A 19,917-nucleotide genomic window follows, 5' to 3' on the forward strand; every position below is an offset into this window, starting at 1 on the left:
TCGTAAAATCCATTTTAAACTGCCGGACGGGCGGGGTTAGCCTGTGGAGCGACCGGAACGGGGGCAGCGGCCAGCGCCGATGTCTAGGGAAGGCGCGTTGAAGCAGGAAGGTTCCTGGGGCGACCCAAGAACCTCCGCCCATCGGGCGGAGAGTGTCAGCTCTCTTAGGAGAACTTTCTTAAGCTAACAGGGAGTCTAGAATTTCAAACTAGGCTCCCTCTCTTTACGATTTTCCACGGGGCCATCCCCCCTACTCCTTACAAAAGTACCTCGCGGCAGCCTATGCTAAGGGCCGTTTTTAAAACGGCTTCTAAGGTTTATCCAGAATTTCTGTTACTTCACCACGAATATGACCCTCTGCAAGTCTGGCCTCGATTTTTGCTCCAGGTTGTACTTGGCTGGCTTTACGTAGCACGATTCCCTTGGGTCCGGTAACAATGGCATACCCCCTCTCCAAGGTTGCTTGGGGGCTGACCGCATGGAGGGCCCGCTGGACCATCTCAAGCCGCATCTGCTGCTGCCCCAGGCGCTGTTGCTGGCAAGTAGGGAGACGCCGGTTAAGTTCCCTTAAGCGCAAGTGGTAGGCTTTTAAATGCTGTGCTGGATTTAATCTTTGTAACTGGATCGACAGCCCGCCTAGCTGATGGAACCGCTCTCTGTTCAGGTGAGTCCAGGCCCGCTCGAGGCGTTGCTCTAACTCATCAACCTGCTGGATTCCTTCTTGTAGCCGGATATGGGGGTGACGGAGACGTTTGGTTAGGTTTTCCAGCAACTGCCGCCGGTGGCGCAAATGCTGCTGAAATAGAAGCTTTAACCGTTGTTCAAGGTTTAGGAAATTTCGATACCATTCACGGCTATCAGGAACCGCCATTTCGGCTGCTGCCGAGGGCGTAGGCGCCCGTTGATCGGCAGTAAAATCGGCGATGGTGAAGTCTATTTCATGACCGACACCACAGATAATCGGGAGAGGGCAATGGTAGATGACGCGGGCTAGCGCTTCTTCGTTAAAGGCCCAGAGATCTTCTAGGGAACCTCCGCCCCGGGCCAGGATTAGCAGATCGCAAGCGCGGTGTTGTTCAGCCTTGGCAATTGCCGCGGCAATTCTTTGGAAGGCTCCTTCCCCCTGGACGGGGGTGGGGTAAATAAGTACTGGAACAGCAGGAAAACGCCGTTTAAGGACGCTGAGAATATCCCGGATAGCAGCCCCCGAGGGTGAAGTAATAATTCCAATCCGCTGCGGCAAGATAGGCAGGGAGCGTTTATGGGCCGCAGCGAATAGCCCCTCAGCGGAGAGGCGTTGCTTGAGTGCTTCAAAGGCCCGGCGTAAAGCCCCATCTCCCGCTTCCTCCAGGTATTCGACGATTAATTGGAACTCGCCCCGGGCTTCGTAGAGTCCTACTTGGACCCGGGCTAGGACTTGCGTTCCCTCCTCAAGGGAAAACCCCAATAAACGGTTACGGTTACGGAACATGGCGCAGCGTATCTGCGCTATTTTATCCTTAAGCGTAAAGTAGAAATGCCCGGAAGAAGGGCGCGATAAATTGGATATTTCCCCTTCGATCCAGAGCAGGGGAAAACTGCCTTCCAGGATGTGGCGAGCTTCGCGTGTTAAGCGTGATATGGTGTAGATTTCCCGGGTGGGATTTAGATTGTGGGAGGGGCTTTCCATACTTTTATAATACACTGTGCATTTGTGGATGAAAATTCGTATAATTAGAAAATTTTCACTTTATTAATTTAGCCACAAGCTTTGTTATGCGCCCGATTCAGGAAGCACTTACCTTTGATGATGTCTTACTCCTTCCCGCCCATTCCTGTGTCTTGCCGCGAGACGCGAATTTAGAAACCCGGCTGACCCGCGCTATTAAGCTTAATATTCCCCTTGTCTCCGCAGCAATGGATACCGTAACCGAGGCCCAATTGGCGATTAGCCTCGCTCAGGAAGGTGGTATTGGGATTATCCACAAGAATATGAGTGTGGAGCGTCAAGCGGTCGAAGTGCGGAAAGTTAAAAAGTTTGAAAGTGGGGTCATCAAAGAGCCGATTACCGTCGCTCCGGATACCAGTATTGGCGAAGTGCTGGCACTGACCCGTGCCCACAGCATTTCCGGTGTTCCCGTAGTCGAGGGGAAACAGCTCGTGGGCATTGTGACCAGCCGGGATCTACGCTTTGAAACCCGCTTCGACAGTCCTGTATCCGCTATCATGACTCCCCAGCCCCGGTTGATCACGGTACCAGAAGGCGCGGAACGGGACGAGGTGGTCGACCTTTTACACCAATACCGCATTGAAAAGGTATTGGTCGTGGATGACCAATTCAAACTGCGGGGGCTCATTACGGTCAAGGATATTCAGAAGTCCAAGGAATATCCCTTGGCATGCAAGGATGAACATGGACGGTTGCGCGTTGGCGCGGCCGTGGGTATTGGTCCCGCCGGTCAGGAAAGGAGTGCTGCCCTGGTTGAGGCGGGGGTGGATGTGCTGGTGGTGGATACGGCCCATGGCCATGCCCAAGGAGTTTTGGATCAGGTGCGCTGGGTTAAATCGGAATATCCCGAGATTCAGGTCATTGGCGGTAATATCGCTACTGGAGAAGCCGCCCGGGCTCTGGTGGAGGCGGGCGCGGATGGGGTCAAGGTAGGGATTGGCCCCGGTTCTATTTGTACGACCCGGGTGGTTGCCGGCGTGGGAGTTCCCCAGATCACGGCAATTACGCATGTGGCTGAAGCCCTGGAGGGTATGGATGTGCCTCTCATCTCGGATGGGGGTATTCGCTACTCGGGCGATCTTGCAAAGGCCATTGCCGCAGGCGCCCATTCGGTCATGGTGGGGGGCATGCTTGCCGGCACCGAGGAGGCACCGGGAGAGGTGGAACTCTACCAAGGCCGGACCTATAAATCCTACCGGGGCATGGGTTCCATCGGGGCGATGCAGCAGGGTTCCAGTGATCGGTATTTCCAAGAAAACTCGGGCGAGGCGGATAAGCTCGTTCCAGAGGGCATTGAGGGCCGGGTTCCCTATAAAGGTAACCTCAGCGCTATTGTGCGCCAACTAGTGGGCGGTTTACGGGCCAGCATGGGCTATACGGGTTGCGCCACTATTGGTGAGATGCGCACCCGGCCTACCTTTATTCGGGTGACCGCGGCGGGTGTAAGAGAAAGCCACGTCCATGATGTGGCGATTACTAAGGAAGCGCCTAACTATCGCCTGGATTGAGATGAGCGATCTTTACGCCCACCGTATCCTGATTCTTGATTTTGGTTCCCAGTATACCCAGCTGATTGCCCGCCGGGTCCGGGAAGCAGGAGTCTACTGCGAAATCCACCCCTATGATATGGCCGAGTCGACCCTGCGGGATTTTGCCCCACGGGGTATTATCCTTTCCGGCGGACCAGCTTCTACGGTAGGGGAAACCGCGCCCCGACTCTCCCCACTGATTTTTGAGTTGGGCGTGCCGTTGCTGGGCATTTGCTATGGCATGCAGGTAATGGCAGCCCAATTGGGGGGGCGGGTGGAAGTCTCCGCTCAGCGGGAATATGGTTATGCCCAAGTGTACGTCCATGGTCATTCACGGCTGCTCCAGAATATCGAAGACCATACCACCGCCGGAGGTGAGGCGTTATTGGATGTGTGGATGAGTCATGGGGATCGGGTGATAGGCTTGCCGGAGGGATTTAAGCGGATTGCCGCAACGGCCCATGCGCCCCTGGCGGGAATGGCCGATGAGAAGCGGCGTTTCTATGGTTTCCAGTTCCACCCGGAAGTGACCCACACCCGTCAGGGAATTCGCATTCTGGAGCGCTTTATCTATGATATTTGTGGCTGCGAAGCCCTCTGGGAGCCCCGCCATATTATCGCCAAGAGTATTGAAAATATACGAACCAAAGTGGGCGCTGATACCGTGCTGCTGGGACTCTCCGGGGGGGTCGACTCCTCGGTTGCCGCGGCTTTGTTGCATAAGGCCATTGGCGATCAACTCATTTGTGTGTTTGTGGACAATGGCCTGCTGCGCCAGGGAGAGGCCGATCAGGTTATGGCCACTTTTGCCCGTCATCTAGGCATTAAAGTTATCCATATCTCGGCTGAAACCCGGTTTTTGGAAGCCCTGGCCGGGGTGATCGATCCGGAGGCGAAACGGAAAATTATTGGGCGGGTATTTATCGAGGTTTTTGAAGAAGAAGCCGCCAAATTGCCTAATGCGCAGTGGTTGGCCCAGGGCACGATTTATCCTGATGTGATCGAATCCGCGGGAGGCAAAACGGGAAAGGCCCAGGTCATCAAGTCCCATCATAATGTGGGGGGGCTCCCCGAGGAGCTTAATTTAAAGCTCCTTGAGCCTCTGCGGGAACTGTTCAAGGATGAAGTGCGCCAACTCGGCACCGAACTGGGATTGCCCTTTGAGCTTGTCTACCGACACCCATTTCCAGGGCCGGGGCTGGGCGTACGGATTCTAGGTGAGGTTAAAAAAGAATACGCGGATTTGCTTCGCCTGGCGGATGCTATTTTTATTGAAGAATTACACGCTCATGATTGGTACGATAAGGTGAGTCAGGCTTTCGCCGTATTTTTGCCAGTAAAGTCCGTGGGTGTTATGGGCGATGGACGCTGCTACGATTTTGTGGTTGCCCTGCGGGCGGTGGAGAGCGTGGATTTCATGACTGCCCGTTGGGCTCATTTGCCCTACGATTTTTTGGATCATGTTTCCCGTCGCATTATTAACGAGGTAGCGGGTATTTCCCGGGTTACTTATGATATTTCCGGGAAACCTCCTGCAACGATTGAGTGGGAATGATTCCGCGTCTGGCGCTGTCTGGTACCTACTAGCATTAAATCAAACATAACCCATTGTAATAGATGGGTTTTTTCTTTATATGCCTGGCACTGACAGGCACTCTCTAGCACCACCAAGCAGACTTTTTTAATGGTATGTTTGATGGTATTGTCCGACCTAATACCACGGCTTCATAGAAATACCATACCATGATTCTTAAACTGATCATGGTATGGGAAATAATCAAGCTATTGATATTAAAGGATAAATAAGCGAAATAACTGCCATATTTGATCATGGTATTTAGAACGTGCTAGAGAGAATCCCCATGCTGACTGATACCAAGCTTCGCAACCTGAAACCTAAAGACAAACTCTACAAGGTCAATGACCGCGATGGGCTTTACGTGGCGGTTACGCCGGCAGGGACAATCTCATTCAGGCACAACTATTCCATCAGCGGTCGCCAGGAGACATTGACGATTGGTCGGTATGGCACTGGTGGCATTACGCTCGCTGAAGCTCGCGAACGACTGAGCGAAGCAAAAAAAATGATTACCGCCGGCAAGTCTCCGGCCAGAGAGAAGGCTCGCGACAAGGCGCGGGTGAAGGATGCTGAAACATTCGGGGCGTGGGCGGAAAAGTGGATGCGTGGTTATCAGATGGCTGATTCCACACGTGACATGCGTAAGTCAGTCTACAACCGTGAGTTGAAAAAGCGCTTTGGCAATCAAAAATTGTCTGAGATTACCCATGAGGATCTCCGTGCAGTAACTGATTCCATCGTGGAAAGAGGTGCTCCGGCAACAGCAGTTCATGCTCGTGAAGTGGTGCTACAGGTCTTTCGTTGGGCGATTGAGCGCGGGCAGAAAGTAGAGAACCCGGCGGAACTGGTTCGCCCTACCAGTATCGCCAGATTCGAGCCGCGCGATCGGGCATTGAGTCCTGCCGAAATTGGTCTGATGTATCGGTATATGGATCGAGTCGGGACGTCGCCGCAATATAGAGCCGCGATAAAACTGTTGTTGCTGACCATGGTGAGAAAGTCTGAGCTGTCTAACGCTACCTGGTCGGAAATCAATTTTAGCGAGGCTCTTTGGACTATACCGAAAGAGCGCATGAAGCGTAGAAACCCGCACTTAGTATTTCTGTCACGTCAGGCTCTGGACATCTTTATCGCATTGAAGACCTTTGCCGGTGGATCCGAATTTGTGCTCCCCTCGCGCTATGACTCGGACATACCGATGAGCGCTGCAACCTTGAACCGCGTTCTAGCATTGACGTATCGGGCGGCCCAGAAAGACGGCAAACAGCTCAGCAAATTCGGCCCGCACGACCTGCGTCGCACGGCCAGCACGCTACTGCACGAGTCCGGGTATAACACGGACTGGATTGAAAAGTGTCTTGCCCACGAACAGAAAGGTGTGCGGGCGATCTACAACAAAGCAGAGTACCGAGAGCAGCGGGTTGAGATGTTACAAGATTGGGCGGATATGATTGACGAGTGGACTAACGTGAAGCGGCAGTAAAGCCAGGGCGGCGCGCTTGGTCGTCAGTGCGTTTTCGCGCTTCAATCCAATCCTCCACCTCGGCTAAGTCCCAAGCTACATTGCGGCTCGTCAGTACGATTCGTCGGGGAAAGTCTCCACGTTTTTCCATATTGAAGATTGCGCGATCTGAAAGCGGAATCATCGCCAGCAATGTTCTTCGATTGATCAGCATCTTACTTGGTCGGTTTTGGCTTCCAGCATCCATTGATATTCTCTCTCTTACCCCCGACTGCGCCTCTTAGAGTTGTGGGGCTGCGATACGTAAACGTTAGCACCGTGCAAATCATTTTGGCAAAAGAGAATGTTTAGCAAAGTGATAAATACCTTGCCAGATCATTCGGTGGTGATAAGGGTGGATCGGAGTAGGGTGACCGGTCGTGACAGCGTATCGTCCGCGTCAATCGCCTGAGATTTGGCCCCTGGTTGGGATTCTTCTTGCTTACTTTCTGAGGAGAAGAGGGTAGTTCAGACTACTTCCCCCTTAAAAACGATAACGCCGCAGATTGTGGCTTCTTCATCAACTTCAATGATGCGATTCGGCCAGTCGGGGTTAAGCGCTTTCAGGTACTGCTTTCCGTCTTCGATAATCAGTTGTTTGAACGTTGCTTCATTAGATTCATCGAGTCTAACAACCACGTACTTTCCGTGGTCAGCCGAGACATTGGGATCGACAAAAATTAAGTCATCCTCATGAAACTTGGGCTCCATACTGCTTCCTCGAACCCTGAGGACGAAGGACTCCGGGCTGCAACGCACCGGGCAGGGTAAAAGCTCGGACCCGTACGCCGGAACAAAACTCTCAGAAACTTCATACCAATTCCCTGCCTGAACCCACGAGATAAGCGGGTGGAGACTGCGCAAATCGGGACCGTCGTGGGCGTTATTTTCTTCCTGCGGCGTAGTCCCATCTGCAGGCAGAGTATCCATCCATCCTTGGGGCTTTTTCATTGCCTTTTCCAGTTTTCCCGCCAGCTCGTCTCCGATAGAACGCGGCGTGCCCTTCTTGGTGGGAAGCTGATTGCGTACCTGGCTGAGATAGGAGCTATTTGTCCCGGCCATGCGTGCCAGCTTGGCGGCCGACCCTGCTTCGGTAATCAGAACTTCGAGATTGTGGAGCCGAATCTGATTGTGTTTTAGCGTCATGCGAAACAATTTAGCAGAATGTTTAGCAGAATGCTAAGCAAAAACCTGAATCGCGTCGTTGTTCAATGATTCGCACGGTGCTAATGTTTCTAAGCATGGAGCTAAAGGAATTTCTTAAAGTGGCAACCAAGCGGGAACGCGCTGATGTCGCTGTGGCATGCAGTGATTCAGTGTCCTACTTGTACCAGATTGCCGGCGAACACCGCTATGCGAGCCCCTGGATGGCGACGCAGATCGAGCGGCAGACGCGTGTTGTGGCCGACCTTTCCGATGGTCGATTAGAGCCCGTGCCGCGGGCCAGTATGGTCCGTCACCCTGAAATCTTCTACGACGTCGGTCTGCGAGAAAATACTCAAGAAACGGGTGGAGACGATGACGGCACCCGATGAATCGGCACAGGTCCACGGAATATCCCGTGTTGACGTCACCCATATCCACCACTATTCACGTAATCCCCGGCGGCAGCAGAACCCAGAATACGACCGCATCAAGGCGTCGATTCGAGCTGAAGGCCTGGATCAACCACTGGTGCTTTCACAGGAGCCCGGGACTTCGGACTATGTGCTCCACAGTGGCGGCAACACGCGGCTGAAGATTCTTAAAGATCTATTTGAAGAGACCGGAGACGATCGTTTCCGCTGGGTCAATTGCGTCATCAAGCCCTGGTCACAGGAATCCAATCTGCTTTTTGCCCACCTGCGTGAAAACGAACTGCGTGGTGCATTGCCATTTATCGATAAGGCCTTGGCTGTCTTTGACGCGAAAGCCCTTCTTGAAAAAGAGCTGGCTGTCGAGACCTTGTCCCAGCGGCAATTGGAAGAGCTGTTCAGAGAACGGGGGTTCGGCCTGAGCCACAGCATGATTTCTAAAATGGGATATGCCGTTGACACATTGTGGCCAGTAATGCCGAAAGCGCTGGCAGCCGGGTTAGGGCGGCCTCAAGTGGAAAAAATTCGTGCTCTTGAGCGGGCAGCTCGCGAGATCTGGGATCGCCGGCAACTCGGTGAAGACATGGATTTCAACGCTGTGTTTCTCGAGCTGTGTCGACGTCACGACTGTTCCGAGTGGGACATCCAGCCATTGCGCGATGCGCTAGAAAACGAAATTGCCGACGAGTCAGAACAGAATCGTCAGGTGGTTTATCTGGAAATGGAGGCGCAGTTATCAGGCCGACCTTTCGATTTTGTGAGCCAACCTGTAGAAGGCGAGGAAGAAGAGCAAGGCGGTACATCGGACAAGGTCTGTCGGCAGGAGAAAAACCAGTCTGCTGACATAGACCCAGTCAATGGTTCATCCCTTGGCCGCGAGCCGAAGCCTACCCAACCCCTTGATAGCAATAAGCCCAATGGGGAATCCGGAGCCAAAACACCTGCGCCTGAATTCACCCAGAATAGAAAAACGAGTCTTACCAGTAGGGATCTACGTTCATTGCGCGCTCAGTTGTGGGAGTGCGCTGCCGCCCTGGCGGAACACCATGGCTTGGGTGAAGCCGTCATTCAACTGAAGGATCAAGGACTCGGATTGCTATTGGTCGAGGTTCCTCCGCAGGAGCTGATCGATACGCTTGACCCGGACATGCTGGGTTTAGTCTCCGCGCTGTGGTGGCAACTGGCTGCCAGCGCTGAATTGACCGTTGCGCCGATTGATATTGTTCTCCACTACCTGAACAAATCTTCAGCGCTGCATGAGGCACTGGCGTCTCATGATGCAGGTTTGCTTTTTAGCAGTGTTTGGACACCGGATCCAGGTCATATGAGCAGCTTGCTCTGGCAACAGCTAAACCCACCGGATTGGCAAGTCTTACTTCGGATGATGGAAACGTACCGAGCCATAAAACGGCTGGCGTACGACACAGGTATCGAATTGTGGGTGCCGATCGCGGGTGGTGGCAATGTCATCCAATAAAGAGGCTGATCTTACGACTGCCGTTCTGCTGTATGCCATGCGCTGTCTGGCGGAAGGGGACCAACAGGCGTTGCGGGCGATGAATTTTGGTCCGAAAGAACTGGACGCCTTAAAGGAAATGAATCTGGCAGATATCTATCGAGCTGACGCTTTACGGGTGCACTGTCTGCAGATTGGTCTTAATCGCGATGTCTTCTGGCCGATGCTAGAACACCTGCGCCATCAGCGGGAATCGGAAGACTTGCAGCGAAAACTCCTGGCCTCCGATGCACCCTTGGAAATGATGCAGCAACTGTTCGGTTTGAGCTCGCGCGAATACACCCGCTGGCGTCGGTTACTGACATTGGCGCCTTCGGTGGGAAGACCGGCGGAGTTGAACGAGCCTGATACTCACGCCCTCTGGTACGCCTGGCAGGAGCTGCAAGAAAAGAAAGAGCGCAGCACGCTGTCCGCAGCGGATTATCTCGAACTTCAACAGCAGACACACATTGGCCTGCGCGCGATCTGGGTGCTGGTGCAGCGTTGGGAAGCCTATGGCGAAGGAACCAGCACCGCTCCCATTACGCGGGTTGCAGAGCATGGCCGATGAAGAGGAAACACTGCGGCCGGAGACCATTGCCCTCGATGCGTTAATCAAGGCGACCGTTGCCAAGATTCGTGAACAGACTGATCCGTCGCACCCGGACGCCATGTTGTTTATGGGTAATTGGCACCAGGCCGTTCCGGCAATGGTCATTCAGGATCCGGTGCTGGAACCCGTCGATAAACTGGTGTGGATGGTCATCATGCTGCATGCCAGAGAGACTGGCGGGCGAACGGCATTTCCCGACTACGATACGATCGCCAGTAAAACCAATGTTTCCTCAACCTCCACGGTCTCGCGCGCTATTGCGATCCTGCGTTTGACGCGCTGGCTGACCCTGTGCGCCCGGATCCGGCAAACGAGCGGCCGCTTCACGGGTAACGTCTACATACTCCACGATGAGCCGTTGCCACTGGTCGATGCCATCTATCTGGACGATGCCTACATGGCGTTCGTGACTCAATCTCAGGAGCACCATCACGCGCGTGTCCGCCGCGTGGCTCAGGCTGTGACAGCGAGTCTCGATATGGATATTCGTCGGGGTGAACATTTGGCGGACCAGGAATCAGCGATCGAGCGTCGATTACAGGCAGTGAAGATGCTGGCGGATACCAGCAGAAATAACGACAAAAGCGGTCGCTATTTTACCTTCAACGCAGCGGCACTAAGCCAGCTGAAAAATTCGTCAGACACTGGAATTGCAGAGCAATCAGACCAGCACCAATTTTCAAAGGCGGAGACGAAGACGCACTACAGTAGTGGTTGTAGTAGTCATTATAAAAAAACAACTACAACAACCACTACACAAAATACCCACAATGAAAAGAAAGCATTCTCCGAATCCAGCCAATCAATACCGTTGCCAACGGATCAAACGCTGATCTATCCACCACGTTTGTCGGAGAACCAGAAACTCCTGGCTGATAGGTATCTTGCGATGATTGCGCCCGAAGACCGGCAGTTGGTGCTGGATGAACTGCAAGGCCGCCTGTCCTCTGAGCAAAAGGGTATGAAGCCCGTCTACGACGAACTGAGGTTTTTGCACTCGCTGTGCAAGGCTGCGCAAAAAGATGAATTTGTGCCTAACCTGGGCATCAAGGTGGCGGAGGCTCGAAAAGAGCGGGTGCGTCATGTTCAACCGCCGGAAGATGAAACGCAGAAAGCCCAAACCGCCGAAGAACGAGAACGCTCCCAGGCCTATGCGCGTGAGCAACTGGCCAAGTTGCGCGCATCGTTGAACATGGACAAAAAATAAAGTGGCATTGACTAGCACGGCCACCACTAAGTCTAAGCATTAGAAAAAAGTCCCCTGCGGTTCCACTGGAACCATCCGGCCATCACAGCGGATAAACACCGCATCGGTCGGATAGATATTCCGTGGTCTCAGTTCCCGAATCGTGGATTCATAGCACGTTAGAAATGACGTTTCAGGGGAATGATGTCCATGACTTCAGATGCAAAGCAATTTTACGAAACCGTAGACACCCATCACCGAGACTCAACGCCCGGGGCCTTGCGGGGTGAAGTCTGGTTGACGATTCAGACTTACCAGGCTCAGGGCCTTATTCGTGGTCGACGAGCCATCGACGGCAAGCCCGCGATCATTGGACTTATTGGATTCGCAGATCGATTGAAGTCGTTATGGCAGGCCATCCGTTTTGACGACCCCTACGCAGACTGGTGGTTACTCAAAGTGGAAGAGGGCATTGCCGATTCCCGAACACAGCTGCTGACGTTGCAGCAAAGGATGGAGGGGCTTGTTGCGTCAAATGGTGCGCTGGAGTTCGCCATTGCGCAATCGAGCCGGCCACAACGTGTGTCGTTGCAGTTTGCCAATCCCTATGCCTTTCGGGCTGCGCAATTGTTGGGTCAGTATGACCAGCTGATGTGTACAGACATGACGTTGCATCACTTGGGTATCGACATACCCGGCGACCTTGTCGATCAGGTGGCCGGCTGTGGTCGCTGGATACGCCGCGTATTTGCCTTGCCTCAGGGGTACCACTGCCTGGACATTCGTCGTGCTGATATTCAGAAAGGCACCCCGGTGGCCGTCAAAGCGCGAGAGCGGATGGGGGAGATTCCAGACGACATCCTGTGTGGTAACAGGCTGCCGTCCCTGCGCCCAGTGGCATTCCGACAGATTGATAGTCGCGCCCCTGTAGTCACAGGTGAGGCGTAACTGCGATGGCCAGCACCACGCCACAGCAGATAAGCGTCTCACTGGACACGCGGATTCCGCTCGAAGCGTTGGTATTACAGCGTCTGCACCGGTTACCCAAGGACAGGCAAAACGATTGGCTACGGCAGCTGGTGTTAACGGCATTTCAAAGCGAGTGCCATGTCATCAAGTCTGAACAGCGCCAGCCGGCTTTTTCGAACTCCATGCGCAAGTCGAATACGACGAGCTACATGTATAGCCGTCACAGCACGCCTATCGCCAAGCTGCAGCGGGCTGAGGCTGTTGCGGGTCCTCCAAATTGTCCAAACAGGACCGAGCTGCCCAACCCGTTCCCAGTCAACAAAGCACACAAACCTTTTACCCACCTCAGGCGAGTGATCGGTGAGTAATGACGAGAAACCGATACCAGGAAATGCACCATGACAGAATTAACCGACGAAAAAACCACCGACCAGAGACAAGCCTCGATTGCTGACGATCCGATGCAGGTAGTCCAGGTGGGGCTGGATGACGGCTACGCCTATACCAAGGTGGCACTACCCGACGGACGCCTCGTATCCGTGCCGTCGCGGGCGCGTATGGGTGCGGCAGGTGTGACCTGGATTCGGGATGTGGAGCAACGGATTTTCGAGTATGAAACCGCTGGTACGGTGTACTCCGTTGGTGCGGTCGATGGTGAGCCGACGCAGTTTGATGAATACCCAGGCTCTGCACTCAACCGTGTCATTGTCCAGCACGCGTTACAAGAGGCGGGCTTGTCGGGCCGCTCTCTTCATTTGGTGACAGGATTACCAGTCGCAGCATTTTACCGTGGCGATGGTCAGCAACGGCGACAGGCGATTCAAACCAAACGGGATGGCCTCAAGTTAACGGTCGAGCCTGTCGTTGCCAAGAAGTCATCGACAAGGCAAGCGCTCAAAGCCAGCATCGCCTTTCACGAGGTTATTCCAGAGGCGCTTGCGGCATGGTACGACTTCGTCATTGTGACCTTGGATGATGGCGTAACGCTGGATGCTGACCGACTCAATGCGCCTATTGCTATCGTTGATATCGGCGGCCGAACCACAGATTACGTGGTCGTGCAGGACCAGGGTGTTGTCCACGGTTCCTCAGGTTCCCTGAACAGGGGGATGCTCGATCTGAAACTTCGCGTCGCCAACCTGATCCAGGAACGGTTCGATCTCCACGAACTCGGTGAGCAAATCATCAGCCGGGCCGTTGATACCAATCGGTTGCGGCTGCATGGCAAAGATCACGATGTATCCGACATGGTGATGAATGCCAAGCGTGAGCTGGTAGAGCGACTTTACGCAGAAACCCGCCGAAAACTTGGGCTTGGTGTTGAGCTGGATCGCATCCTTTTTGTTGGTGGCGGCAGTGCGGCACTGTCATCAGATATCGCCGACTGGTTCCCCAATCAAACCATTGCTGATCATGCAGCATTCGCCAATGCGCGGGGTATGCTCAAGTACCTACAGTTTGTCTGTGATGATGCTTCGAAGGAGCGATAACGATTTTATACGTGGTCACTGCGGTCTCAGTGATAAAAAAGGTATCGTCGGATTGTGCAATCGATACCGCGGTTCTGCCGTCAATCCAGTGTCAGGGCTTTCCCTGATTTTACTCACCCTGCCGGGAAACACCTTCCCGTCAGGGAAACGTGTTCTCCGGCATTTCTTTATGTTCAAGGAGAATATGTTATGACCAGTAGACAAACTACCGCTGAAAAACCGAAGTATTTCGATCTTGATATTCACGGCATCGGTTACCTCAATCGTGTGCGTGAAGTGACGCCAGAGAATGGATTTCCATTTCTCAGTGTCACCATCGCTGCGCTACGAGGGCCTGCCGATAACGTCCAGCACACGCATTTCGAGTGCGTAGTGGTGGGTGAGGAGGCGAAGGATTTGGTACGCCAGCTGACACCGGCGGTGGAAGCTGACCTGAAAGTACTCGTGGGTTTTCACCTCAGTGATCTGCAAGCCGAAACCTTCATCTTCAAAAACGGTGATCGAGCCGGTACGACGGGCATCAGTCTGAAGTCCCGGTTACTGCGGTTCCAATGGATCAAAGTAGACGGCCAGCCCTTTCCGGCGCCGACCTCTGAGGCCCATAACGCCGTAGCCTGACGACCACATCTGACCGCATCCAACGATGCGGTCAATCTTTAACCCAACGCGAGGGAGATACTCCCTTGCAGGGCGGTCTCCTCGCATCTTTCAAGGAGAGCGCTCATGGCTTCCAAATCTTCACCTACCCAGGTGATTCCTAAAAACCGTTTTGCACGTGTTCGCATGGCGTCGCTAAACGATCCTGAAAAACAATCCCTGCTGGAGCTGGCGTTTGCGGTATTACACGATCTGCACCAGCCGGGCGTCGAGCTGCCGAGCCCCAACCATACCCGTGACTTTTTACGGATGTTGTTGGCGGAGCGCAAAGCGGAAGTCTTTGGTTGTTTGTATCTGGATAACCGACATCGAGTGATTGAAACGGTCGAGTTGTTTCAGGGAACCATTGATGGTGCTTCGGTGTATCCCCGTGTGGTGGTGCAACAGGCACTTTCCGTTAACGCTGCAGCAGTGATGTTTTTTCATAATCACCCGAGTGGTGTTGCCGAGCCCAGTAACGCGGACGAAGCGATTACGCGGCGGCTGAAAGAGGCGCTGGCACTCGTCGATATTCGTGTGCTGGACCATTTTGTGGTCACTGCTGGCGAGTCAATTTCGTTTGCCGAACGCGGACTGCTCTAAAACACAATTCACTCAACCCATTGGGGAGTCACTGCTTCCCAATGGGAAGGAGGGACTCCCCGAACTTTTTGCTTATGTCCTAAGGGAGAAACTTTATGAAAAACTCAGAGAAAGCATCGTTGGAAGAAATCTTCGGCCCGGTCATCTCATCTTACAGCCGAGCAAAGGCGATTGAAGACGGTGTATTGATCGACGTCACCAGTATGGCGCTTGAAGCTGGTTTCAAGTGGCCAGCGGCTCTAACGCATGCGGCGTGGTGTGATTGTGTCGCTTGGACGGAACGGGATAGCCGGTGTCAGGTACATCAGGATGAGACCGGTCGTTTGTGGGACGTGTTGTTTATGGCGTTCCATGCGATTCGTACGACTACTGACTCCGGCGATCGACTGCGCTTCTCGCTATATCGGGTGCCCAAAGACGGGCATTCCGTGGAAGCGGAGGAGGTGACTTTGAAATTGATGGTGGGTCCCGGCGATGTCGGAGAACCCGTTATTACGATCATGTTGCCCAACGAAGATTAATGTCGCCGATCGAATCGGCTCCTTGCCCTGGCCACTTGGGATAAAGTGGCACTTCTTCGTTCCTCGCCTGCTGTGCTTCCAACGTAACCTGCCTCCGCGAAGTGCCAACGCCATATCCACCTGACGCTTTTTACCTGTGGTTCCACTGTAACCACGGCCCGAATTGACCTGCCTATTCGACTGCCATGACAGGTCAAAGACCTGGCGTGGGAGTTGATTCGAACGAAGCCCTCGTCACTGGCAAGCGAAGCGGGGTAGTGACGAGGGCGGCGGCGTACGGAATGACAACGCATTGCGCTCGAATTGATGCGTTCCCGGCGAATTCGGTCTGGCTATACTGATGGCCGTGAATCGAAAACGACTTTAGACGCGGCCACGGCGGTAACGTGGATGGGGGAAGTTGCCCTCGCCATCGAAAATGGCAAAAACAACGTTAGCGTCAGTAGGGCTTGAAAGGCGCACAGCTTCAGCTGCAGCTCATCTTCAATGCTTTTTCATCATCCGGACTTTTGTCCTCTCTTCAATCTGGCAATTGCCACTTCAAAACCCGGCTCGCAAGTAGCCGACTTTCAATGTGCCGTCCTCTCGACGGTTTCTTTCAACACGCAGACCGATGGTTCTGCTTATTTAAAAGGAGGTGAAGCACTCACCATCAAAAGCGGGCTCTTTGAGCCCATTGGTTTACTTGGCGCCATCTTCAGCAGAAGAGCAGCCAGGTTGCCTGCGACCAGGCTTATCAGGTCAAACGGGGAGTAGTGTCCCTTGACCCTTCCGCGCAAGCGGACCCTATCAGGCTACGTGCCTGTGGTTGGTCATAAACACTTACCAGATATGGAAAGTACACGATGAGAGACCTGAACTACCAATTGAAGCAAATGTGTCAGCGCAACCGGGACGGCAGCTACAGTACCCAGGCCAACCGGTCGCGTATGCTTAACCAGATCGCCAATCAGTTGCAGGAGATGGGGTATCGGCGCATGACCACCCGATCTCTCAAGCCGAAGCATGTGGACGCGCTTGTCCGGCGCTGGCTCAGTGAGGGTATGGCACCCGGTACCATAAAAAACCGCATGAATTGTCTGCGGTGGTGGGCCGCTAAAGTGGATCGGCGTAACGTTATCGCACGATCTAATGAGTTTTACGGCATCCCCGATCGACAATTCGTCAGTAACGATTCCAAGGCGGTTGCTGTTGACGACAATGCACTGTCTAGCGTCAAAGACGACCATGTGCGCATGAGCCTGGAACTTCAGCGCGCCTTCGGTTTGCGCAGGGAAGAGGCAATCAAATTCATGCCGGGCTATGCCGATCAAGGCGATCATGTTCGCCTGAAGGCCTCCTGGACGAAAGGAGGCAAGGCGCGCGCTGTGCCGGTGCTCACCCAGGAACAGCGTGCCGTCTTGAATCGTGCCCACCGTTTGGTGGGATCCGGTTCCCTGATTCCTCCGCAGAAAAAATATATTCAGCAGCTGCGTACCTACGAACGCCATACCACTCAGGCAGGTTTGTCGAAACTGCATGGCCTGCGCCATGCGTATGCTCAGTCACGCTATCAGGCGTTAACGGGTTGGGCCTGTCCTGCGGCGCGTGGGCCGGCCGCTAAGAGTCTGAGTGCTGAGCAACGACAGCAGGACCATCAGGCACGACTCACCATCAGTCGCGAATTAGGCCATGTTCGCGAACAGATCAGCGCCGTTTACCTAGGGCGATAAGTTTTGGCAGGTAGACGCGTCACAGAAAAGCTCGACATTGATCGAGTGGATTAACCATTCACGCCAGAAGATCACTTGGCGATCATGACGCCATTCATCACGATCAAGGCCAAAACATGTCTTCGTCCAAACATCACCCCATGTCACAGCTCTTGAGGATACTGTTGTGTTGTTCTGCGGCAGCCGTCACGAGCCATTCAGCAGTGGCGAAGGAGCGGCCCGTCACAGCAATCAGCACTCTGACTCAAATTGATCGCTATTCAGTGATAGCGGTTCGGCCGACCGCCGGGCAGCGGGATCTGCTATCGGTGACGAGGGCGATCACTATTCCCGACGACATCGAAAGTGTGGGGGAAGCCTTCCACTGGATGTTGCGAGATTCCGGCTATCGCCTGGCGACCGATACCGTGCTGTCGGAGGAGTCGGCAGCCATGCTGGAGCTGCCGCTGCCGGCCGTGCACCGCCGCTTTGAACCCATGCCGCTGCAAACTGTGATGGGACTCATGATTGGTCCTGCTTTTCACCTTATCCAGGATCCCGTTCACCGCCTCATTGCCTTCGAGCGTTGCGCGGATAGTCCAGACCCCAATGCAACGGGAGGTGCGCAGTAATGGAAGCCTTTTTCATTGCCATTGTTTTTATCGGCGCATGGTTTATGGGAGCCGAATCGAGGCAAGTTGATCCGGTGCCGCGTGTTGAAAGTGAGATAGTTTCGACGAATGAGAAGGCAGACGCTCAAGAACCCTCCATGCCCATTTGTGTATCGGGTCATCATCAGATTATTCAGCGCGATCTGACCGTGCCGGTCGATCCACAGGTCAATGAAGATGTCCACTGAACGTCGCGCGGGAAAGCCATGCGTCGGATTTGTCGGGTTCTGTCTATGCCTTACGTTGCCCGTTTACGCGGATAGCCTTCAGACAGCGGAATCGCAATCTTCGAACACACCGGCGATTGAGCAATCCGTGACAGAACGTATTGACTCGCTGGCGTTTCGTGCTAACCAGTGGGGGATAGATGAATCGGAATGGCAGCGTTACCAATCCCTGATGCAAGGTGTCCGGGGCAGCGTGAGTCCTGCGACCTTGTCACCCCTCGAAGTGCTGGGCATTCACGCGCGTAGCGCTGATGAACGTCGGCGCTACGCAGAGCGATGGGCGGTTATGATGCGAGACGATGCTGAGCGCATTCTGGCGTTTCAGCGGGCCTACGACGACGCCCAGCGGCGCTTGTTTCCCAACGGCTTGTTGATCGACCCCGGTGTTGTAGCTTCCACTAAGCCGGATCAAGGTCTGGCTGGAAAATTCGCGTGGCAGTCGTCTGACCGGGTGTTGTTCTTTACCGATACCCAATGCCCGACCTGCGATGCGGTGCTGGAGCGATTGTTGAGCCAGATCAAACACTTCTCAGGCATCGATCTGTACCTGATCGATGTGTCCGCCGGGGACGAATCCCGTATACGCGACTGGGCGGCCTCGAAACAGATCGATCCGCAATGGGTCAGCGAGCACAAGATTACCCTGAACATTGATGCGGGTGCGCTCAACCAGGTCGCAAACCACACGGGGCAACAGGGACAGGATTTACCGATACTGATACTACGCCGGGAAGGGCGATTGGATCCCTTGCCGGCATCACGATTTTAAGGAGTAGCGCTCATGGCACGCCGGTTAATCACGGTCTGCTTTGTCGGCGTTCTGTGGTGGTCGACACCCGCGCAGTCAGAATCTGTGCCGGTGGGATATAAGAAAGTCGCGAGTGAATACGGTCTTCCTCCTGCCTTGCTCTATTCGGTAGCCCTGACCGAAAGTGGGCAAAGCTCGCTTAGCGAAGGACAGTTTCGACCCTGGCCGTGGGCACTCAATATCGACGGTGAAGGACACTATTTCTCGTCACGTCAGCTGGCATGGCATGCCCTGCAGGCGGCGTTAACGGAAACGGAAGCCTCGTCGGTGGATGTCGGTCTGATGCAAATCAGTTGGCGCTACCATCGGGCAAACTTGGGCTCATCCTGGCAGGCGCTGGATCCCTACCACAACTTGCGAGTAGCCGCCGCGATCCTGCGCGACTGCTTCGTCGAACACACCCACTGGATTCAAAGCGCCGGCTGCTATCACGCACCGAATGATCCTGCCCGAGCTGACCTCTATGGTCAGCGGGTCAAGGCGCACTGGATGCGGTTGACCGATACACCAACGGAGGTGCACCTTGAGTATCCGTAAACAACGAATGTTGTCTGTCCTCGTGCCCGCATTGTTACTCGCGATAGGCGGGGGTTCTTCCGCATTGGCGGATCTGACAGTGATTTATGACAGCGGCCAAACCCAACCTTTGTCGCCGTTACTTGGTCCGTTCCAGGCGGATGAAACGCCGTCGACCGATCCTGCCAAAGCAAGCGAACCGAATCCATCGTCCAAATCTATGCTCGGCCCAGCAGTATTGAGTAACTTGTTGCCGTTGCACTCACCCGGATTGGAGGTCGGCGATAGTGGTGACACTCCACTGAATCCCGAGGTGCTGACGCGGCTCGCGCAGGGTAATCCGCGCCCGTTTTTTTTGATCGGATCGGACGCGGTTTCTTTGGAGTGGCTGGCCTACCACCGGGACACACTCAGGAGCTTGGGTGCGGTGGGCATGTTGGTGCAGGCCGATACCGAGGCCGACGTTAGACGGGTTGCCGAGGTGGCGCAGGGCTTATCCATCACCCTGGGTTCAGGAAGTGATCTGGCCGCGGCGCTGGGCATCGATCGCTACCCAGTGTTGATTACGCCTGACGGTATTCGGCAGTGAGCACGCATCCG

At 54.3% G+C, this 19,917-nt stretch carries 22 protein-coding genes; 19 read left to right on the top strand and 3 right to left on the bottom strand.

Features of this window, described 5'->3' with window-relative positions:
- Nucleotides 1-310 precede the first annotated feature (310 nt).
- Nucleotides 311-1,669, bottom strand: coding sequence for an exodeoxyribonuclease VII large subunit (xseA, locus tag NOC_RS03375; protein ID WP_002812568.1), 1,359 nt, complete (start codon nucleotides 1,667-1,669; stop codon nucleotides 311-313).
- Nucleotides 1,670-1,755: 86 nt separating this feature from the next.
- Here xseA and guaB point away from each other — a divergent pair, with 86 nt between their 5' ends.
- From guaB to NOC_RS03390, 3 genes are all read left to right on the top strand, one after another.
- Nucleotides 1,756-3,216: an IMP dehydrogenase gene (guaB, locus tag NOC_RS03380; RefSeq protein WP_002813342.1), complete on the top strand. Its 1,461-nt coding sequence runs from the start codon at nucleotides 1,756-1,758 to the stop codon at nucleotides 3,214-3,216.
- 1 nt (nucleotide 3,217) lies between these two features.
- Entirely contained in the window at nucleotides 3,218-4,792 is a 1,575-nt protein-coding gene (gene guaA, locus NOC_RS03385) for a glutamine-hydrolyzing GMP synthase (RefSeq protein ID WP_002812022.1), read from the top strand.
- A 307-nt stretch (nucleotides 4,793-5,099) separates the two neighbouring features.
- Nucleotides 5,100-6,299 (top strand): tyrosine-type recombinase/integrase, encoded by a 1,200-nt coding sequence (locus tag NOC_RS03390; RefSeq protein WP_002813157.1) that lies wholly within the window; start codon nucleotides 5,100-5,102, stop codon nucleotides 6,297-6,299.
- Here NOC_RS03390 and NOC_RS03395 read toward each other — a convergent pair.
- Nucleotides 6,280-6,525 carry a helix-turn-helix transcriptional regulator gene (locus NOC_RS03395; RefSeq protein WP_011330406.1) on the bottom strand — a complete coding sequence of 82 codons (246 nt, stop codon included), beginning with the start codon at nucleotides 6,523-6,525 and terminating at the stop codon, nucleotides 6,280-6,282. The two genes, NOC_RS03390 and NOC_RS03395, sit on opposite strands and share 20 nt — an antisense overlap.
- 260 nt (nucleotides 6,526-6,785) lie before the next feature.
- On the bottom strand, nucleotides 6,786-7,463 hold the full coding sequence (locus NOC_RS03400; RefSeq protein WP_002812122.1) for a LexA family protein: 678 nt from the start codon (nucleotides 7,461-7,463) through the stop codon (nucleotides 6,786-6,788).
- 83 nt (nucleotides 7,464-7,546) lie between these two features.
- Here NOC_RS03400 and NOC_RS03405 point away from each other — a divergent pair, with 83 nt between their 5' ends.
- The 16 genes from NOC_RS03405 (at nucleotide 7,547) to NOC_RS03485 (ending at nucleotide 19,906) form a co-directional block, all read left to right on the top strand.
- On the top strand, nucleotides 7,547-7,852 hold the full coding sequence (locus NOC_RS03405; RefSeq protein ID WP_036498077.1) for a hypothetical protein: 306 nt from the start codon (nucleotides 7,547-7,549) through the stop codon (nucleotides 7,850-7,852).
- Nucleotides 7,836-9,368 carry a ParB family protein gene (locus NOC_RS03410; RefSeq protein WP_002813114.1) on the top strand — a complete coding sequence of 511 codons (1,533 nt, stop codon included), beginning with the start codon at nucleotides 7,836-7,838 and terminating at the stop codon, nucleotides 9,366-9,368. Before NOC_RS03405 ends, NOC_RS03410 begins: the two co-directional genes overlap by 17 nt.
- A complete protein-coding gene (locus tag NOC_RS03415; protein WP_002813356.1) occupies nucleotides 9,355-9,957 on the top strand; it encodes a DUF2857 domain-containing protein in 603 nt (200 codons plus the stop codon). Before NOC_RS03410 ends, NOC_RS03415 begins: the two co-directional genes overlap by 14 nt.
- Entirely contained in the window at nucleotides 9,947-11,206 is a 1,260-nt protein-coding gene (locus NOC_RS03420; protein WP_002814119.1) for an STY4528 family pathogenicity island replication protein, read from the top strand. Before NOC_RS03415 ends, NOC_RS03420 begins: the two co-directional genes overlap by 11 nt.
- Nucleotides 11,207-11,395: 189 nt before the next feature.
- Nucleotides 11,396-12,133: a PFL_4669 family integrating conjugative element protein gene (locus tag NOC_RS03425; protein WP_147094495.1), complete on the top strand. Its 738-nt coding sequence runs from the start codon at nucleotides 11,396-11,398 to the stop codon at nucleotides 12,131-12,133.
- Nucleotides 12,134-12,138: 5 nt separating this feature from the next.
- Nucleotides 12,139-12,522 carry a hypothetical protein gene (locus NOC_RS03430; protein ID WP_036497953.1) on the top strand — a complete coding sequence of 128 codons (384 nt, stop codon included), beginning with the start codon at nucleotides 12,139-12,141 and terminating at the stop codon, nucleotides 12,520-12,522.
- Between the two features lie 30 nt (nucleotides 12,523-12,552).
- Complete coding sequence (gene parM / locus NOC_RS03435) at nucleotides 12,553-13,644, top strand: ParM/StbA family protein (protein WP_002814285.1); 1,092 nt, start codon at nucleotides 12,553-12,555, stop codon at nucleotides 13,642-13,644.
- Nucleotides 13,645-13,833: 189 nt separating this feature from the next.
- Nucleotides 13,834-14,262: a DUF3577 domain-containing protein gene (locus NOC_RS03440; RefSeq protein WP_002812604.1), complete on the top strand. Its 429-nt coding sequence runs from the start codon at nucleotides 13,834-13,836 to the stop codon at nucleotides 14,260-14,262.
- Nucleotides 14,263-14,367: 105 nt separating this feature from the next.
- Nucleotides 14,368-14,883: a JAB domain-containing protein gene (locus NOC_RS03445; RefSeq protein ID WP_002814101.1), complete on the top strand. Its 516-nt coding sequence runs from the start codon at nucleotides 14,368-14,370 to the stop codon at nucleotides 14,881-14,883.
- A gap of 95 nt (nucleotides 14,884-14,978) precedes the next feature.
- On the top strand, nucleotides 14,979-15,404 hold the full coding sequence (locus tag NOC_RS03450) for a DUF6573 family protein (RefSeq protein ID WP_002813961.1): 426 nt from the start codon (nucleotides 14,979-14,981) through the stop codon (nucleotides 15,402-15,404).
- 845 nt (nucleotides 15,405-16,249) lie between these two features.
- A complete protein-coding gene (locus tag NOC_RS03460) occupies nucleotides 16,250-17,116 on the top strand; it encodes a phage integrase N-terminal domain-containing protein (protein WP_011330409.1) in 867 nt (288 codons plus the stop codon).
- 116 nt (nucleotides 17,117-17,232) lie between these two features.
- A complete protein-coding gene (locus NOC_RS03465) occupies nucleotides 17,233-17,727 on the top strand; it encodes a PilL N-terminal domain-containing protein (protein WP_011330410.1) in 495 nt (164 codons plus the stop codon).
- A complete protein-coding gene (locus NOC_RS03470; protein WP_036497960.1) occupies nucleotides 17,727-17,954 on the top strand; it encodes a hypothetical protein in 228 nt (75 codons plus the stop codon). Before NOC_RS03465 ends, NOC_RS03470 begins: the two co-directional genes overlap by 1 nt.
- Before the next feature lie 127 nt (nucleotides 17,955-18,081).
- Nucleotides 18,082-18,762, top strand: coding sequence for a TIGR03759 family integrating conjugative element protein (locus NOC_RS03475; protein ID WP_197538944.1), 681 nt, complete (start codon nucleotides 18,082-18,084; stop codon nucleotides 18,760-18,762).
- Between the two features lie 12 nt (nucleotides 18,763-18,774).
- Nucleotides 18,775-19,338, top strand: coding sequence for a lytic transglycosylase domain-containing protein (locus NOC_RS03480; RefSeq protein WP_011330412.1), 564 nt, complete (start codon nucleotides 18,775-18,777; stop codon nucleotides 19,336-19,338).
- The gene (locus NOC_RS03485; protein WP_244860020.1) at nucleotides 19,325-19,906 is read left to right on the top strand and encodes an integrating conjugative element protein; all 582 of its coding nucleotides are present in this window, start codon (nucleotides 19,325-19,327) and stop codon (nucleotides 19,904-19,906) included. Before NOC_RS03480 ends, NOC_RS03485 begins: the two co-directional genes overlap by 14 nt.
- Nucleotides 19,907-19,917 lie beyond the last annotated feature (11 nt).

It is taken from the genome of Nitrosococcus oceani ATCC 19707 (assembly GCF_000012805.1).
GTDB classification, from domain to species: Bacteria; Pseudomonadota; Gammaproteobacteria; order Nitrosococcales; family Nitrosococcaceae; genus Nitrosococcus; species Nitrosococcus oceani.